This is a genomic window from Sandarakinorhabdus limnophila DSM 17366 (assembly GCF_945882885.1).
GTDB lineage: Bacteria > Pseudomonadota > Alphaproteobacteria > Sphingomonadales > Sphingomonadaceae > Sandarakinorhabdus > Sandarakinorhabdus limnophila_A.
In genome coordinates, this window is the sequence record NZ_CAMCWT010000051.1 from 1 (window position 1) to 15,907 (window position 15,907).

General features: G+C 66.0%; 15 protein-coding genes and 1 pseudogene. 7 read left to right on the top strand and 9 right to left on the bottom strand.

All coding sequences use genetic code 11. The annotated features are described in order from the left end of the window. The first annotated feature begins 380 nt into the window (after nt 1–380). On the top strand, nt 381–1,040 hold the full coding sequence (locus Q7O19_RS10800) for an OmpW family protein (RefSeq protein ID WP_303810511.1): 660 nt from the start codon (nt 381–383) through the stop codon (nt 1,038–1,040). Between the two features lie 84 nt (nt 1,041–1,124). Here Q7O19_RS10800 and Q7O19_RS10805 read toward each other — a convergent pair whose 3' ends face one another. Both Q7O19_RS10805 and Q7O19_RS10810 read right to left on the bottom strand, forming a co-directional pair. Next, a complete protein-coding gene (locus Q7O19_RS10805; protein ID WP_303810512.1) occupies nt 1,125–1,520 on the bottom strand; it encodes an MAPEG family protein in 396 nt (131 codons plus the stop codon). Between the two features lie 11 nt (nt 1,521–1,531). Beyond that, the gene (locus Q7O19_RS10810) at nt 1,532–3,439 is read right to left on the bottom strand and encodes a CocE/NonD family hydrolase (RefSeq protein WP_303810513.1); all 1,908 of its coding nucleotides are present in this window, start codon (nt 3,437–3,439) and stop codon (nt 1,532–1,534) included. A 110-nt stretch (nt 3,440–3,549) separates the two neighbouring features. On the opposite strand from Q7O19_RS10810, the gene Q7O19_RS10815 reads away from it, so the two are divergent. Then, the gene (locus tag Q7O19_RS10815) at nt 3,550–4,098 is read left to right on the top strand and encodes a hypothetical protein (protein ID WP_303810514.1); all 549 of its coding nucleotides are present in this window, start codon (nt 3,550–3,552) and stop codon (nt 4,096–4,098) included. 3 nt (nt 4,099–4,101) lie between these two features. Here Q7O19_RS10815 and Q7O19_RS10820 read toward each other — a convergent pair whose 3' ends face one another. Genes Q7O19_RS10820 through xseA form a run of 3 tightly spaced genes read right to left on the bottom strand, consistent with a single transcriptional unit; the run spans nt 4,102 to nt 6,643 of the window. After that, nucleotides 4,102–4,959, bottom strand: a complete 858-nt coding sequence (locus Q7O19_RS10820) for a M23 family metallopeptidase (protein ID WP_303810529.1) — start codon at nt 4,957–4,959, stop codon at nt 4,102–4,104. Further along, entirely contained in the window at nt 4,959–5,180 is a 222-nt protein-coding gene (locus tag Q7O19_RS10825; RefSeq protein ID WP_303810515.1) for a DUF2093 domain-containing protein, read from the bottom strand. Before Q7O19_RS10825 ends, Q7O19_RS10820 begins: the two co-directional genes overlap by 1 nt. Next, nucleotides 5,180–6,643, bottom strand: a complete 1,464-nt coding sequence (gene xseA / locus Q7O19_RS10830; RefSeq protein WP_303810516.1) for an exodeoxyribonuclease VII large subunit — start codon at nt 6,641–6,643, stop codon at nt 5,180–5,182. The genes Q7O19_RS10825 and xseA overlap by 1 nt, the downstream gene beginning before the upstream one ends. Before the next feature lie 51 nt (nt 6,644–6,694). Here xseA and purD point away from each other — a divergent pair, with 51 nt between their 5' ends. From purD to Q7O19_RS10855, 5 genes are read left to right on the top strand one after another with little or no spacing between them, the layout of a single operon-like run. Further along, a complete protein-coding gene (gene purD / locus Q7O19_RS10835) occupies nt 6,695–7,951 on the top strand; it encodes a phosphoribosylamine--glycine ligase (protein ID WP_303810518.1) in 1,257 nt (418 codons plus the stop codon). Nucleotides 7,952–7,975: 24 nt separating this feature from the next. After that, nucleotides 7,976–9,046, top strand: coding sequence for a phosphotransferase (locus tag Q7O19_RS10840; protein WP_303810520.1), 1,071 nt, complete (start codon nt 7,976–7,978; stop codon nt 9,044–9,046). Nucleotides 9,047–9,070: 24 nt separating this feature from the next. Continuing rightward, nucleotides 9,071–10,789, top strand: a complete 1,719-nt coding sequence (locus Q7O19_RS10845) for a M20/M25/M40 family metallo-hydrolase (protein ID WP_303810522.1) — start codon at nt 9,071–9,073, stop codon at nt 10,787–10,789. A gap of 28 nt (nt 10,790–10,817) precedes the next feature. Continuing rightward, nucleotides 10,818–10,976, top strand: coding sequence for a hypothetical protein (locus Q7O19_RS10850; RefSeq protein ID WP_303810523.1), 159 nt, complete (start codon nt 10,818–10,820; stop codon nt 10,974–10,976). Nucleotides 10,977–11,012: 36 nt separating this feature from the next. Next, nucleotides 11,013–11,378: a dihydrofolate reductase family protein gene (locus Q7O19_RS10855; RefSeq protein ID WP_303810524.1), complete on the top strand. Its 366-nt coding sequence runs from the start codon at nt 11,013–11,015 to the stop codon at nt 11,376–11,378. A gap of 165 nt (nt 11,379–11,543) precedes the next feature. On the opposite strand, the gene Q7O19_RS10860 is transcribed toward Q7O19_RS10855, so the two are convergent. The 4 genes and pseudogenes from Q7O19_RS10860 to Q7O19_RS10875 all read right to left on the bottom strand — a co-directional run. Further along, on the bottom strand, nt 11,544–11,918 hold the full coding sequence (locus tag Q7O19_RS10860) for a TonB family protein (RefSeq protein ID WP_303810525.1): 375 nt from the start codon (nt 11,916–11,918) through the stop codon (nt 11,544–11,546). Beyond that, nucleotides 11,915–13,228 (bottom strand): hemolysin family protein, encoded by a 1,314-nt coding sequence (locus Q7O19_RS10865; RefSeq protein WP_303810526.1) that lies wholly within the window; start codon nt 13,226–13,228, stop codon nt 11,915–11,917. The genes Q7O19_RS10860 and Q7O19_RS10865 overlap by 4 nt, the downstream gene beginning before the upstream one ends. 94 nt (nt 13,229–13,322) lie before the next feature. Next, on the bottom strand, nt 13,323–15,686 hold the full coding sequence (gene pheT / locus Q7O19_RS10870; protein ID WP_303810527.1) for a phenylalanine--tRNA ligase subunit beta: 2,364 nt from the start codon (nt 15,684–15,686) through the stop codon (nt 13,323–13,325). Further along, nucleotides 15,683–15,907: pseudogene (locus Q7O19_RS10875) on the bottom strand (phenylalanine--tRNA ligase subunit alpha); the annotation flags it as partial. The pseudogene Q7O19_RS10875 and the gene pheT, both read right to left, overlap by 4 nt.

Sequence of the window (15,907 nt, forward strand, 5' to 3'; positions counted from 1 at the left end):
GACGACCGCTCGCGTCAATGCTGAGGTAAAGCCCCCCGCCGTCTGAGTGGCGGCCGGGGCGCTTCAGCGTCTCTGCCTCTCGTGCTGATAGCTTTTTTTCCGTTCGCGCCATCGCTTCCCCGCATATCAGGCCCTACTTCTGGCCCCACTTTCTGCGTGAGATTGTCAGATACTTGATGGAGCGTCTAGACATAAAACTCTTCATAAGCTCATAAAAAATATAAGATTAAATGATGAGCAGGATACAATCTGACACTTCAAGAACGATATGTTAGGGGGAAACCCTCTCCGCAATCGCCCTTAGGCATTTATTGAGCCAGATCAATGAGAAGCGCCGCACGCTTCGCCACAAGGCGGTCATCACGACAACAGGGACGAACATGATGACTAGGATGCTAAAAACTGCCGCCGCCGTTCTTGCGCTCGCGCTGGGGGCCAGCCCGGTGCTGGCAAAGCAGGGCGATTTTCTGGTGCGCCTGCGCGCCATCACCGTGCAGCCGCAGGAAAAGGTCGGCCCGGTGCTGCCCACTTTCCCGACCAGCGGCGGCAGAATCACCAATGCCTATGCCCCGGAAATCGATTTCACCTACATGCTGACCGATCATATCGGCGTGGAACTGATCGCGGCGACCACCAAGCATTGCGTGGAAGGCGGTGGTGCGCTTGCTGGTGTAGGCCGGCTGGCCTGCACCTGGGTGCTGCCGCCCACACTGACGCTGCAATATCATTTCGCGCCAGAGGGCAAGATTCACCCCTATGTGGGCGCCGGGGTGAACTGGACGATGTTCTACAACGAGAAGGCCTCGACCCAGCTGGTGAATGCCATCGGCGCCACCAACGTGAACCTGTCCAACAGCTTCAGCTTTGTGCTGCAGGCCGGCGTCGATTTCGACATCACGGAAAAGATGTTCATCAACATCGATGCCAAATATGTCGACATGGACACCAATGCCCGCCTGACCACCGGCGCGCTGGTCAACAATCTCCGGGCCGATATCAACCCGCTGATCATCGGCGTGGGCGTCGGCTGGCGCTTCTGAACGCTTCTGTGCCGGGCAACTCTCCCGCCCGGCCCAGTCCCCTCCGGCCAGGCATTCCGATGGATGCCGGGCCGGATGGCGTATTCAGATCAGCGCGGAGATCGCGCCCCAGGCACCGGCCAGCAGCAGCACCAGGCTGGGCAGCAGTGTAAGGCCGAAGCCGGGGCCGCGCTTGGCCGGATCCGTGTAATAGGCGCTGGCAAAAACGATGCGGCCGACGCTCCACAACAGGGCAAGGCCGCCGGCGACGAGATCGCCCAGCACCGGCGCGCCGACGATGACGCCCGGCACTAACAGCGCCAGTTGCTCCAGCGTGTTCATTTGCACGCGGTAACGCTTGTCGAACTCCGGGTGGCCGCTGGCTTGCGGCGCCGGCACGTTCCAGGTGGCGCGGGCGCGGCCGACATTCACCGACAGGGCGAAATAGACGATCAGCGCCAGCACGAGCGCAAGGGTGGTGATCGGATAAATGGTCAACATTGTTTTGTCTTTCAGTTGTTCAAGGCAGCGCGGGCGGCAGCAGCACCGCCCATCACCGGAATGGCGATGTGGCTGGGCCGCTGTGTATCGCGCCACACGCCCTGCGTCGCCTTTTGATAGTCTTGCGGAGACGCGGTGAAGATGTTGGGCACGAACTTTTGCGGGTTGCGGTCATAGAGCGGGAACCAGCTTGATTGCACCTGCACCATCAGCCGGTGGCCGGCCGGGATCACATGGTTTACGCCGGGCAGCAGAAAGCGGTAGCGCTCGGCCTTGCCGGGAGTGAGCGGTTCCGGCTTTTCAAAGCTCTTCACGTAACGGCCGCGGAAAATCTCCATGCCGATACCCAACTGGAGCCCGGCCTGTTCAGGCTGAGCGCTATTTTCTTCGGGGAAGACGTCGATCAGCTTCACCACCCAATCACTGTCGGTGCCGGATGTGCTGGCGAACAGATTGGCCTCCGGCTGGCCATGGATCTGCAGCGGGGCCTTCAGCGGCTGGGAGACATAGGTGACGACATCGGGGCGCACGCTGGCGTGGCGCTGGTCGCTGACCAGCCACGGCCCCCACACCGTGCGGTCGCGCACGTTCACCGGCACCGGCACGAACGGCACCGGGTGGGCCGGATCCGACACATAGTCATCATGCGCCGTCTTGGCCGCCGGCGCGTTCAGTGACAGGCTGAAGCGGTCATCCAGATAGAGGTTCACCGTCTCGCCAGCGGGAAAGCGGTCGTGCCGCTGCCATTTGTCGGCATTCACCGCATAGGTGAGCACCGGCGGCGTATCGAACGCCGGGGCGCCGGGCTTCAGATGGGAGTCGAGGAACGGCTTCATCACGTCGCGGCGGAATTGCAGGCCAGTGTCGCCAGCGAACTTCAGCACGCCCAGCGCCGAGCCAACATAATTCACGCCTGAATGCCGCCATGGCCCGATGACGAGGGACAGCAGCTTGTTGCCGGTGTCCTTGGGTTCCAGCGCGCGATAGACGGCCGGAGCGCCATAGCTGTCTTCCTGGTCCCACTGGCCCACCACCAGCATGGTCGGCACGGTCAGCGGGCGGGCGCCCAATATCTTGTCGAGCGCCTGGCCCTGCCACCAACTGTCGTACGATGGGTGCTCCATCAGTTTCTTCACGCCGGGCAGCGTATCGAGGCCAAAGCGGGCGATATAGCCGCCCACCGATCCGGCGCTGAGGAACTCGGCATAATAATCGCGGTGGCCCATGGCGACCGGGTCTTCGTCATTCTTGGTCGCGGTCTGGCCGGTGAAATAATCCAGCATGGTCTGGCGGAAGGCGCCGTTGTGGAACCAGTCATCGCCCATCCAGCCATCGACCATGGGCGACATCGGCACGGCCGCCTTCAACGCCGGGTGCGGATCGACCAGCGCCATCAGGCTGGTGAAACCGGGGTAGGACGATCCGGTGATGGCAATGCGGCCGTTGGTTTCCGGCACGTTCTTCACCAGCCAGTCGATCGTGTCATAGGCATCGGTGCTGTGATCGGTCTGCGTGCTGTTCAGTGGGCCCTTCAAAGGCCGGGTGATGACATAGTCGCCTTCGGATTTGTTGCGGCCGCGCACATCCTGATAGACGCGGATATAGCCATCGGTGACGAACTCGGCGTCGCTGACCGGCAATATCTCGGTGATGGACTGGCTTGGGTTGCGCGAGGTGTTCTTGCCGGCGTTGTAGACCGTACGGGTCAGCAGGATCGGGCCATTGGCCGTGCCCTTCTTCATCACGATCACCGTGTAGAGCTTCACCCCATCGCGCATCGCCATCATCACTTCGCGGCGGATATAATCGGCGGCCGGGGTGACCGCCTCGAACTTGGGGCCGATATCCGGCAGCATGGTGGGTGTCTGTGCCGTTGCAGCGGTGGCCAGCAGCAGGCTGAGTGCGATCGTCTTGGTCATGTCCCCTCCGTTTTTTCTGTAATGGCCTGTGGCAGGCGCAGCGGCAAGCCAGTTGGCGGTATCGCGGCGATGGCGTATCGAAGACCGCAGAGAAAATTCGAGGTTTAACCATGCGCATTGCCCCGCTCGCCCTGCTGCTGATTGCCGCCCCCGCTGCTGCTGCCGACAAGCCGAAGCAGGCCCCGCCGGCGGTGGTGCAGAAATTGTTCGACTGCCGCGTGCTCACCGACAGTGCCGCGCGGCTGGCCTGCCTTGATGCCGGCGTGGCCGCCCTGGCCGGCGCGGCGGAAAATCGCGACGTGCTGGTGGCCGACAAGGAAGAGGTGAAGAAGGCGCGGCGCGGTCTGTTCGGGCTGGCGTTGCCCAGTTTCAACCTGTTCGGCGCCGACAAGGACGAAGTGGCCGAAGGCGAGAAGAAGGACGAACGCGGCGCGCTGACCGAGATCGAAGCGACCATCACCGCCGCCCGGCCCAGCCGCACCGCCGGCTGGCGCTTCGTGCTGGACGATGGCAGCACCTGGCTGCAAACCGATGCCATTGGTTTCCGCCGCGATCCCAAGCCGGGCATGAAGATCCGAATCCGCCGCGCGGCGATGGGCAGCTATCTCGCCAATGTCGAAGGCCAGCTGGCGGTGCGGGTGAAGCGCGTAGTGGAGTAAGGCTTACCGCCCCGTCGCGTCCTTCTCGGGCATTGGCGGCAGCAGCGCTTCGGGGTCAACCTTCACGCCGTGCCAGGTCATGCCCCAGTGCAAATGGGGCCCGGTGGAACGCCCGGTGGAGCCGATGCGGCCGATCACCTGGCCTTGCGCCACGATGTCACCGGGTTTCACCTCCAGCTTGGAGAGGTGCATCATTGCCGAGAACAGCCCGCGGCCGTGATCGATGATGATCAGATTGCCTTCCAGCATGAACGGCCCAGCCGCCAGCCGCACCACGCCGGGGATGGGCGCTTTCACCGGCGTGCCGTGCGGGGCGGCGATGTCCATGCCGCCGTGATAGCTGGCCGGGATATCGCCATATACGCGCTGGGCGCCAAAATGCGTGGAGATGCGCCCAGTGGCCGGCCAATGGAAGGGCGCGCGCCAGAACGGCCAGGGCGAGATTTTGGCGCGGGCAGCCTTCACCTGCGCCACTTCCGCTTCGCGCCGTGCCTCATATTCCAGGTCGCGCAGGGCGGTTACCCAGGTCACCAGGCCCAGGCGGGCGGGCAAGCGATCGATCACCCACTCACGGTCCGTCACCACCAGATCACGGCGGGCGCTGCGGCCATCCTTCGTCACCCACTCCAACGCCTTGGTGCCGGTAAAATCGCGGTCCACACCCAGCATGAAGCGGCCATCGCCCTCCAGATGCACCGGTTGCCCATCCAGTCGCAGATCATGGCTGCCGGCGGGGAGTGCAGTGATCAGCAACTGGCCCTGCACGGCCGTGAGCGGCTGGGCGATGGCCAGCGGCAGGGGCGCAGCCGCACCAGTGATGGCGGCGGTTGTCACCAGAACCGGCATGGCCACATAGCGCATCACGCAGGAAACATGCCCTTCGCGCGCATTTCGGCGTACCGCTTGCTGGCAACATCAGCGCTGAAATAGGCTTCCTGAAGCTCGTGGCTCCAATAACGCAGGGCCGCCAGGTTGATGCGCTGGCCGGTGTCGGCGCACAACACATAATCGCCGGCTTCGACTATGCGATAGCTGCCCGATCCATAGATCAGGCGGGCCGGCCGGCCGAAACGATCGAGCATCAGAAAAAATTCCCCTGTGGCGGGACAGGTTTGGTGAAGGCCGGTGTTTCGCCATCTGCAAAGCGGATTGTCAAGCTTGGCTTTGCCGAGGCGGCGCTGGCCGACGCCACGACTTGGCCATCCGGGCCGGTGACAATGGCATAGCCGCGGGCCAAAACCGCGAGCGGGCTGAGGCTGGCCAGCATGCGTGTCGCCTGTGCCAGCCGGGCGGACGCCGTGGCGAGCCGCGATTCGATCAGGAACGGCCGCAGTCCGGCGCCGATGCGGGTGAGTTTCTGTGCATCCGCATTCAATGGCCTGGCCAGCGCCGGGGCCAACCGCGCCGAGGCGCCGGCCAGCCGTTCGCAGCTGCGTTCCAGCCGGGCGGTGAGCAGGGCGGGGCGCAGGCGGGTGCCGGCGTTGTTCAGGCGCAAAGCCACCTGCGTGGCGCGGGCGTTCAGGGCATTGGGCAGACGTTCCGCAAGATCGTCGATGCGCTGCGCCACCAGCCCGATCAGGTTGCGCGGCTGCGGCAGCCGGCGGACGAGGCCGACACTGCGTTCACGGCGCTGTTTCCAGCCGCGCACCACGCCGGCATCCAGCCGCCCGGCCATCATGGCAATCGATGCCGCCAGTTCCGCCCGCACCGGCACGGCGCGTTCGGCGGCGGCGGTGGGGGTGGGGGCGCGCCAGTCCGACGCGTAATCGATCAGGGTCGTATCGGTCTCGTGGCCCACGGCGCTGATCAGCGGGATCTGGCTGGCGGCGGCGGCGCGCACGACATTTTCCTCGTTGAAGGCGGCCAGATCCTCGATGGAGCCGCCGCCGCGCGCCACGATGATCAGATCGGGGCGCGGAATTGCTCCGCCGGGCGCAATGGCGTTGAAGCCGGCTATGGCATTGGCGACCTGCGCCGCACTGCCTTCGCCCTGCACCGCCACCGGCCACACCAACACACGGCGCGGGAAACGATCGGCCAGACGGTGGAGAATGTCGCGAATCACGGCGCCGGTGGGGCTGGTGACGACGCCAATGGTACCGGGTAGCCACGGCAACTGCTTCTTGCGCGCCGGATCGAACAGGCCTTCGGCTTGCAGTTTCAGCCGCCGCGCCTCGATCTGGGCGAGCAGCGCGCCGACGCCGGCCGGCTCCATCGTTTCGACGATCAGCTGATATTTGGAGCGGCCGGGATAGGTGGTGAGCTTGCCGGTGACGATGACTTCCAGGCCGTCTTCCGGGCGGAAAGAGAGGTTTGCCGCCGGCCCGCGCCACATGGCGAGATCGATCAGGGCGCGTTCGTCCTTCAGGCTGCCATACCAGTGGCCGCTGGATTGGCGGCGGAATCCCGACAGTTCGCCGCGCACGCGCACCTGGCCAAAGGCGGTCTCCACCGTGCGCTTCAGCGCGCCGGCGATCTCGCTGACGCTATATTCGGGGGTGTTGTCCGGGATTTCGTTCACTCGGCTTCCATAAACCGTGGCCATCGCGTGGCAAAGCGCCTTGCCGCGACATTTTGGCATGATATGGAAGGGCCCATGAGTGCATGCCCCGAATCTGTTGATATCCTTGTGCTGGGCTGCGGTGGCCGCGAGCATGCGCTGTGCTGGAAGCTGAGGCAGTCACCGCGCTGCGGGCGGCTGCTGTGCGCACCCGGCAACGCCGGTATTGCCGAGGTGGCGAGTTGCGTGGCGCTGGACGTGACCAACCCCAAGGCCGTGGTGGATTTCGTCGCGGCCAATGGCATCGCGCTGGTGGTCGTCGGCCCGGAAGCGCCGCTGGTCGCTGGCGTCGCCGATGCGTTGCGCAGCGCCGGTGTGCCGGTGGTTGGCCCATCGGCAGCAGCGGCGGAGCTCGAAGCCTCCAAAGGCTTCACCAAAGATCTGTGTGCCAAGTACGACATTCCCACCGCCCGCTTCCGGCGTTTCGCCAGTGCGGCGGATGCCCATCATTATGTTGCCGTCCACCCGCTGCCCGTCGTCGTGAAGGCCGATGGCCTGGCCGGCGGCAAGGGCGTGACGGTGGCCGAATCCAACGAGGAAGGCCTCGCCGCGCTGGCCGAAATCCACGGCCCGGTCGTGGTGGAGCAGTGCCTTGAAGGGCCAGAAGCCAGCCTGTTCATCCTCACCGATGGTGAAACCGTGCGGGTGCTGCCCACCGCGCAGGATCACAAGCGGCTGCGCGATGGCGATGAAGGCCCGAACACCGGCGGCATGGGCGCGATCTCCCCGAGCCCGCGCCTGACGCCCGCCCTGCAAGCCCAGGCGATGGAGCGAATCGTGTTGCCGACGCTGGCGGCGATGAAGGCGCGCGGCACGCCTTTCCAGGGTTTCCTCTATGCTGGGCTGATGCTGACGGCCGATGGCCCGATGCTGATTGAATACAACGTGCGGCTGGGTGATCCCGAAGCCCAGGTGCTGATGATGCGGCTGGAATCCGATGCGGTCGAGCTGATGTGGGCGGCCGCGACCGGCAGCCTGGCCGCGGTTGATCCGGTGTGGAGCAAGGATGCGGCGGTGACGGTGGTGATGGCCGCCAAGGGCTATCCGTGGCGGCCTGTGGCCGGCACGGTGATCGATGGGATCAGCGCGGCCGAAGCCTTGGGCTGCCACGTGTTCCACGCCGGCACCAAGCGCAGCGAGGATGGCAGGCTGGTCGCCGCCGGTGGGCGCGTGCTCAACATCACGGCGCTGGGCCATGATATTTCCGAGGCGTGCGCGCTGGCCTATGCGGCTATTCGCAAGATAAGATGGCACGGCGGCCATTTCCGGCGGGATATCGGCAAGACCGCCTGATTCCGCCGTTTCGGGAGAGGCGCGATGAGCGATCGGCAAGAGCAATTTTCGGGCACCAGCGCGGTGCGGCCCGGCCAGGAGATCGACGCCGGCCGGCTCGCTGAGTGGATGCAGGCCAACGTTGAAGGCTATGCTGGCCCGCTGAGCATCGAACAATTCAAGGGCGGGCAATCCAACCCGACCTACAAGCTGATCACGCCCGGCCAGAATTATGTGCTGCGCCGCAAGCCGCCGGGCCAGTTGCTGCCGTCCGCCCACGCTGTGGACCGCGAATATAAGGTGATCACCGCGCTTTACGCGCAAGGCTTCCCCGTCGCGCGCACCTTCGGCCTGTGCCACGACAATGACGTGATCGGCACCTGGTTCTACATCATGGATTGTGTGGATGGCCGGGTGATCTGGGACACGACCTTCCCGGGCGTGCCCAAGCCCGAGCGCCGCGCCTATTTCGACGCCATGAACAAGACGATCGCCGATCTGCACATGATCGATCCGGTGGCGGCTGGGCTCGGCGATTTCGGTAAGCCGGGCAATTATTTCGCGCGGCAGATCGGGCGCTGGTCGAAGCAGTATCTGGAAGACGTCGACGCTGGGCGTTACGGCCCGATGGACAAGCTTGTGGAATGGCTTCCCGCCAACATCCCGCCGGGCGATGAAGTGGCCATCGTCCACGGCGATTATCGTTGTGACAACATGATCTTCCACCCCACCGAGCCCCGCGTGCTGGCAGTGCTGGATTGGGAACTTTCGACGCTGGGCCATCCGCTGGCGGATTTTTCCTATCACCTGATGATGTACCGCATGCCGCCCAGCACCACGACGGGCCTGGTGGGCAATGATCTGGAAGCAATGGGCCTGCCTTCGGAAGCGGAATATATCGACGCCTATTGCCGCCGCACCGGCCGCGATGGCATCCCCGACATTGATTTCTATGTTGCTTACAACATGTTCCGGTTGGCCGGCATCATCCATGGCATCAAGGGCCGGGTGATCCGCGGCACCGCCACATCGGCCCATGCAAAGAAAAGCGCCGAAGGATTCGAGGCGCTGGCTGATCTGGCGTGGGCACAGGCGCAGAAACTGGGGGGGAAGTAGCGCGTGAGTCGTTGGCCGCTTTTCTTGGCTACCCTGGCGGCCGGGCTGCTGCTTGGCTGGTGGACAATCCAGACGCCGACGCCGGTTGATGCCAATGCGCCCGCCGATCAGTTCAGCGCCGGTCGTGCCATGGCCGATGTGCGGGTGCTGGCGCGTGAACCGCACCCCACCGGCACCCCGGCCAATCTGGCGGCCATTGCCGAAATGGAACGCCGGCTGACCGAGCTGGGCTTCACCACCCGCCGTGTCGTCACACCGCTTGCCGAAAAGCCGGCGCAGCGGCTGGCGAAATGGGGCGGCAACCCCGCCGCACCCGCCATCAGCCTTGTCGCGGTGCGCGCCGGCAAGGACGCGGCTGCACCGGCCGTCGCGCTGCTGGCCCATCATGATTCGGTGTGGGCCTCACCCGGTGCCGCCGACGATATCGCTGGTGTCGCCGCCGCGCTGGAAGTGGCGCGTGCCATTCCGCAGGCCACGCAGGCCCGCGATCTGGTGCTGCTGTTCACCGATGCCGAAGAACTGGGCCTGGTCGGCGCCCGCGCCATCTTTGCGCCGGGTGCGGCGGCCGATCCGATTGCAGCGCGCATCGGCGTGACGATCAATCTGGAAGCGCGCGGCGGCGGCGGCCGGGCGATGATGTTCCAGACCGGGCCAAAGAACAGCGATCTGGTGCGCCGCCTCGCTGCCGTGGCGCCGGGCGCGTCGGCCAGCAGCCTTGCCGTCACCCTGTATGAAAGCCTGCCCAACGATACGGATTTCACGCCGGTGAAACTGCGCGGACAGGCCGGATTGAATTTTGCCTTCATCGGCGATGCCTGGGGCTATCACAGCCCATTGATGACCGCAGAGCGCCTGGACCAGGGCGCGCTGCAGCATCTGGGGGACAGCGCGCTGGCCATCACCCGTGATCTCGTCACCGTCTCCGAACTGCCCGCCCGCACAGAAAACGCCGTGTTCGCCAGTGCGCCCCTTGTGGGCATCATCGCCTATACCCCGGCCACCGGCTGGGTCCTGCTTGCGGGCATTGCCGGCTTGCTGGTGCTGGCGGCGGTCTGGCGGCGGGGCGAATGGACTCTGGGCGGCATGCTGATGGCGCTGGGCCAGGCCGTGCTGGCGCTGATCATCGCCGGGGTGCTGATGTTCGGCCTCAACCTGCTGTCGGGCAGCGTCGGCGCCGAATATTATGACCGGCTTGCCGCCCTGCCGCGGCTGGAAGTGGTCGCGGCGCTGGCGGCACTGGCGGTGCTGTTGTTCCTGGCCGCCGCTCCGGCCGGCAGCCTGTGGGATCGCTGGCTGGCCTGGGCGGCGCTGTGCTTTGCAGGCGCGCTGGTTGCGCAGATCCTGCTGCCCGGTGCCGGGCCCGTGCTGGCCTGGCCGGCGCTGCTGGCGGCCATCGCCGCGGTGCTGGGCGCTCGGCCCGGCGCGACGGGTATGGCGCAGGTCGCCCCGGCGGCACTGCTGGCCATTCCCGGCCTGGCGCTGGGGGCGGAATTGTTTCACTTCGCCTTCCTCGGCATCGGCGCGCCCATGCCCTTTGCCACCGTGCCGCTGCTGATCCCGGTGCTGGCACTGCTGGCGCCGATGCTGCCTGATGGTCCCGGCAGCCTTGGCAACCGCCGGCCGGCGCTGCTGGCGGGCGGCATTGCGGTGCTCCTGGCAGCGTGTCTTGCCCTGTGGGTCAATCTTGACGAACGCGCGCCCTCGGTTCCGCCTTATGCCGGTACCGAAAAGAGCCAGGGCTGAATCGCTGACGCGCCGTGTCGTCCTCGGCATGTTCGTGTCGCTGGATGGCTTTGTCAGCAGCGGCACCGACAACGAGGACTGGATCTTTCGCAGTGGGGATGATGCGACCGATGCATGGGTCGTCGCGCAACTGGATCAGGCCGGCCTGATCGCCATGGGCAGCCGGTCCTTTGGCGACATGGCGTAGTACTGGCCCACCGCTGTATCGCCGTTTGCCGCCGTGATGAATGCCACGCCCAAGCTGGTGTTCAGCCGCAGCCGCCCGGCTGCGCCGGATGCCGACGGATCGTGGGCCGCCCCCTTCATCGCCCGCGGCGATCTGGTCGACGTGATTGCGCACTGGAAGGCGCAGCCCGGTGGGGACATCAGGGTGCTGGGCGGCGCGCTTTTCGCGCAGGCACTGGCTGCCAGCGGGCTGGTTGATGATTTTCAGCTGATGGTCTGCCCGGTGGCGCTTGGGTCCGGTGTGGCGCTGTTCGCCGGCTTGCCCCAGCCGTTCGACCTGCAACTGGTGAGCGCGCAGAGCTTCAGCGGCGGCGCGATGGCGCTGGTTTATCGCCCGGCCCAGAGCGGCTTTCGACCAACCTGAATCGCCGTCATTGCGCCAAGGCGCGACCTCTTGCGGGGCGGGCCGATATTGCTCCGGTGCTGCGTCGCTCGTCGGTTACGATGCCTTGGCATCCTGCCCTTCTCGCTTCTTGCACCAAAGCCATATCGACTCCGTACCGGCGATCCAGATTGATCGAAAGCCGCTCTAGAGAAACACGCAGACCGTCTGCCCATCGGGCGGCGGGCAGCGCCGGGAAATGCGGAAGGCGATTGCATAATGCACGGTGCCCGGCACTTTCTTGCCAGCCTCAGCGCGTGCCGGCAGGAACTTCCAATTGGCCCTGGCCAGCGCGCAGGCATCGGCAGCAAGATTGAAGGGCTGATCGGCGCCCTTGGTCACCGTGCAGCCGGTGATGACGCCCTTGGCGTCGATGGCCAGATCAAAGGCGATATCGCCTTCCACCCCGGCATCGCGGGCGGCTTCCGGATAGGCGTCCCGATCCAGAATCACCTTCTTCGGCTGTGGCGATGTGGGGGCGATCACGGCCTGTGCCAGCATCAGTAACGCCATCAGTTTCATGCCGCCCCTCCGTTACTCCCCCGGCTGGCCAGCAGTTTGTCGATCTTGCGGCCATCCATGTCGATGATCTCGAACTGCCACGGTCCCACCCGGAATTTCTCGCCGGTTTGCGGCAGGTGACGCAATTGTTCCAGCGCCAGGCCGGCCACCGTTTCATAATCGCGGTCTTCGGGCAGTGGCACGCCCAGCCGGTGGGCGAGTTCATCCACCGGCAGCGCACCCGATATCAGCCAACTGCCGTCATCACGCTCCACCGCGGGCGGATCATCATGATCATCAACATCGCTGCGGAAGGCGCCGGCAATGGCCGACAGCACGTCAGACGGCGTCACGATGCCTTCGAAATGGCCATATTCATCATGCACCAGCGCCATCGGGATATCGGCATCGCGCAGCGCATTGAGCGCTTCGACGGCATCCACCACGTCGGGCAGCACCGGGGCTTGCCGCGCCAGCGCCGCCAGATCAAGCGGCTTGCCTTCGATCAGCGCCTGCACCACGTCGCGTGCTTGCAGCACGCCGATGATGTTGTCCACGCCGCCGCGCGCCACCAGGATGCGGCTGTGCGGGGTGGCCGCGAGGCGCGCGCGCACCACGGCTTCATCGGCATCGGCATCGATCCATTCGACTTCGCCGCGCGGTGTCATCACGCCGCGCACGCGCCGGTCGGCCAGGCGCATGATGCCGGAAATCATGTCGCTTTCCTCGGCGTCGATCACGCCGGCGGTGGTGGCTTCGGCCACGACGGAGCGCAGCTCTTCTTCCGTCACCGTCTGGTCGCCCTCGCGGCTCTGGCCCAGCACGCGGAAGACGAAATGGCTCGACCGGTCGAGCAGCCACGCGAACGGCGTTGTGACGCGCGCGAACAGCACCATAATCGGCGCGACCCGTACGGCAATGGCTTCGGGGCTGCGCAGCGCGAACTGCTTGGGCACGAGTTCGCCGAGAATCAGCGACAGATAAGTGGCGATCACGATCACCACGGCAAAGCCGGTTTCTTCGGCCAGATGCGCCGGCAGGCCAAACCACAGCTCCAGCCGATCGCCCACCGGCACCGCCAGCGTGGCACCGGAATAGGCACCGTTGATGATGCCCACCAAAGTGATGCCGATCTGCACGCCCGACAGGAAGCGGTTCGAATCCTCGGCCAGCGCCAGCGCGGTGCGGGCACCGCTGGAACCCCGTTCAGCCAGTCCGCGCAACCGCGGCCGCCGGGCCGAGACGATGGCGAGTTCCGACATGGCAAAAAAGCCGTTGAGCAGGATCAGGCCAGCGATGATCGCGGCGTCCAGCCAGGGGAAGGGGGCCATCGGCTCCGGGCACATTACGCGGGGCCAAGGTGCCCGCTCCGTTGCACCATAGGGCAAAGCGCCGGTGCAGCGAAAGGGGGCAGCAAAAGCGGGTTCAACCCCGCAAGGACGCCCCCAGCTTGCCGGCCGCCGCGATCACCTTGGCCGAGACCGCTTCGATCTCGGCTTCGGTGAGCGTGGCGGTGGTGGGCTGCAACGTGACTTCCACCGCAAGGCTGAGCTTGCCCGGTTCGATGCCCGGCCCGGCATAGCGATCGAACAGGCGCACCCCGGCGATCAGCACCTTGTCGGCACCGGCCACGGCGCGCAGCAGGCTGTCGGCGGGCAAGCTTTCATCCACCACGAAGGCGAAGTCGCGGCTGAGCGGCAAGAGCGGGCTGGGCGCCCAGGCCTCGCGCTTGCGGCTGCGCGGCGGCAGTGCATCGAGATAGAGTTCGACGGCGGCAACCGGCCCCTTCGCGTCGAACTGGGCGGAAACGCGCGGGTGGATGATGCCGAAATCGGCGAGCGGCACCTTGCCCAACACCAGCCGGCCCGCGCGGCCGGGGTGCCACCAGCCGTCCGCCGGGGCGACGACCTGGAGGCGCTGCACGGGCGCGCCCAGTGCCGCGAGCGCGGCGAGGGCTTCGGCCTTGGCGTCATAGGCGTCGGGCTTGGTGGCCGGGCCGGAGCGCCAGTCGCGGCTGCGTGCCTCACCGGCCAGCAGGATGGCGGCGGTTGGGCGTTCGGCATCGGCGAGATAACGCTGGCCCAATTCGAACAGGCGCACGGATGCGGTGCCCCGATCCATGTTGCGGGCGGCGGCCGACAGGAGCCCGGGCAGCAGGCTCGGGCGCATGGCGGCCATATCGGCAGAGATTGGGTTGGCGAGGGAGTACGCCGCGCCGCCGAAGGCGTCGGCGTGGGCCGGCGGCAGGAAGCTCCAGGTGATGGCTTCATCGAGGCCACGGCTGGCCAGCACACGGCCCAGGCGGCGCTGGGTGCGCTGCAGCGGCGTGGCCGTGGGCGCGGCCACGCCTTCGGCGCGCGGCAAGGGCGTGGCTGGCACCTTGTCGAGTCCATGGATGCGCACGACTTCCTCGACCAGATCGGCTTCGCCATCGACATCGCGCCGCCAGGACGGCACGGAAACTTGCCAGACATCACCCTTGGTGACGCCGAAGCCCAAGCGGGTGAGGATATCGGCCTGCTCGTCTTCGGCCACATCCAGCCCGGCGAGGCCGAGCACGCGCGACGGGCGATAGGCGATGCTGCGGCTGGGATCGGGAACCTGGCCGGCGACAACCATTTCGGACGGCTCACCGCCGCACAGATCGAGCACCATTTGCGTGGCCAGTTCCAAGCCGGGCACGACGAACAGCGGATCAACGCCGCGCTCGAAGCGGGCGCGGGCGTCTGAGTTGATGCCCAGTGCGCGGCCGGTGGTGCCGATGCGTTCCGGCGTGAAATAGGCCGATTCAATCAGCACGTCGGTGGTGGTTTCGGAGCAGCCGCTGTGCTCGCCGCCCATGATGCCGCCGATGTCGTGGACTTCGGCGTCGTCGGCGATGATGGTCATGCTCTCGTCGAGCGCATAGGTCTTGCCGTTCAGCGCCAGCACACTTTCGCCAGCGCGGGCGCGGCGGGCGGTGAGGCCGCCGTTGAGCTTGGCGACGTCATAGACGTGCAGCGGGCGGCCGCTATCGATGCTTAGGAAGTTGGTGATATCGACCAGCGCCGAAATCGGGCGCAGGCCCACGGCGCGCAGGCGGCGCTGCAGCCAGTCCGGCGAGGCGCCGTTGCTCACGCCGCGCACGATGCGGCCGGCGAAGGCCGGGCAGCCCTCGGCGTCTTCAATCGTGATCGGGCGCGGCATCGGGAAGCTGCCGGCCACCGGTGCGATGCTGCGCGCCTTCAACGTGCCGATGCCGGCCGCGGCCAGATCGCGCGCGATGCCGAGCACGCCCAGGCACTCCTGCCGGTTCGGCGTGATGGCGATATCGAACACCGGATCATTGAGGCCCGCCCAATCGGCATAGCGCGCGCCCACCGGCGCATCGTCGGGCAGCGCAATGATGCCGTCATGCTCGTCCGACAGTTCCAGCTCACGCATGGAGCACATCATGCCCTTCGATTCGACACCGCGGATCTCCGACACCTTCAGCGTGATGCCACTGCCGGGCACATAGGTGCCGGGGGCGCCGAACACGCCTTTCATGCCGGCGCGTGCATTGGGGGCGCCGCACACCACCTGCATGGGCTCGCCGCTGCCGGTATCGACGCTCAATACTTGCAACTTGTCGGCCTGCGGGTGGCGTTCCGCGGTGAGCACATGGGCGATGGTGAAGGCGCTCAAGCGTTCGGCCGGGTTCTCGATGCCTTCCACTTCGAGGCCGCAGCCGGTTAGCGCGGCGGCGATCTCATCGACGCTGGCGTTGGTGTCGAGATGGTCCTTGAGCCAGGACAGGGTGAACTTCACGAGACGGCTCCAGCAGAAATGGAGGGCAGGTCAAAGGCCGAGAAGCCGTTGTGCTTCAGCCACTTGATGTCGCCATCGAAAAAGGCGCGCAGATCGGTCAGGCCATATTTCAGCATGGCGAGGCGATCGACCCCGGTGCCGAAGGCAAAGCCCTGCCACTCATTGGGGTCGAGCCCGCACGCTTCGATCACACGCGGATGCACCATGCCGCTGCCCAGCAC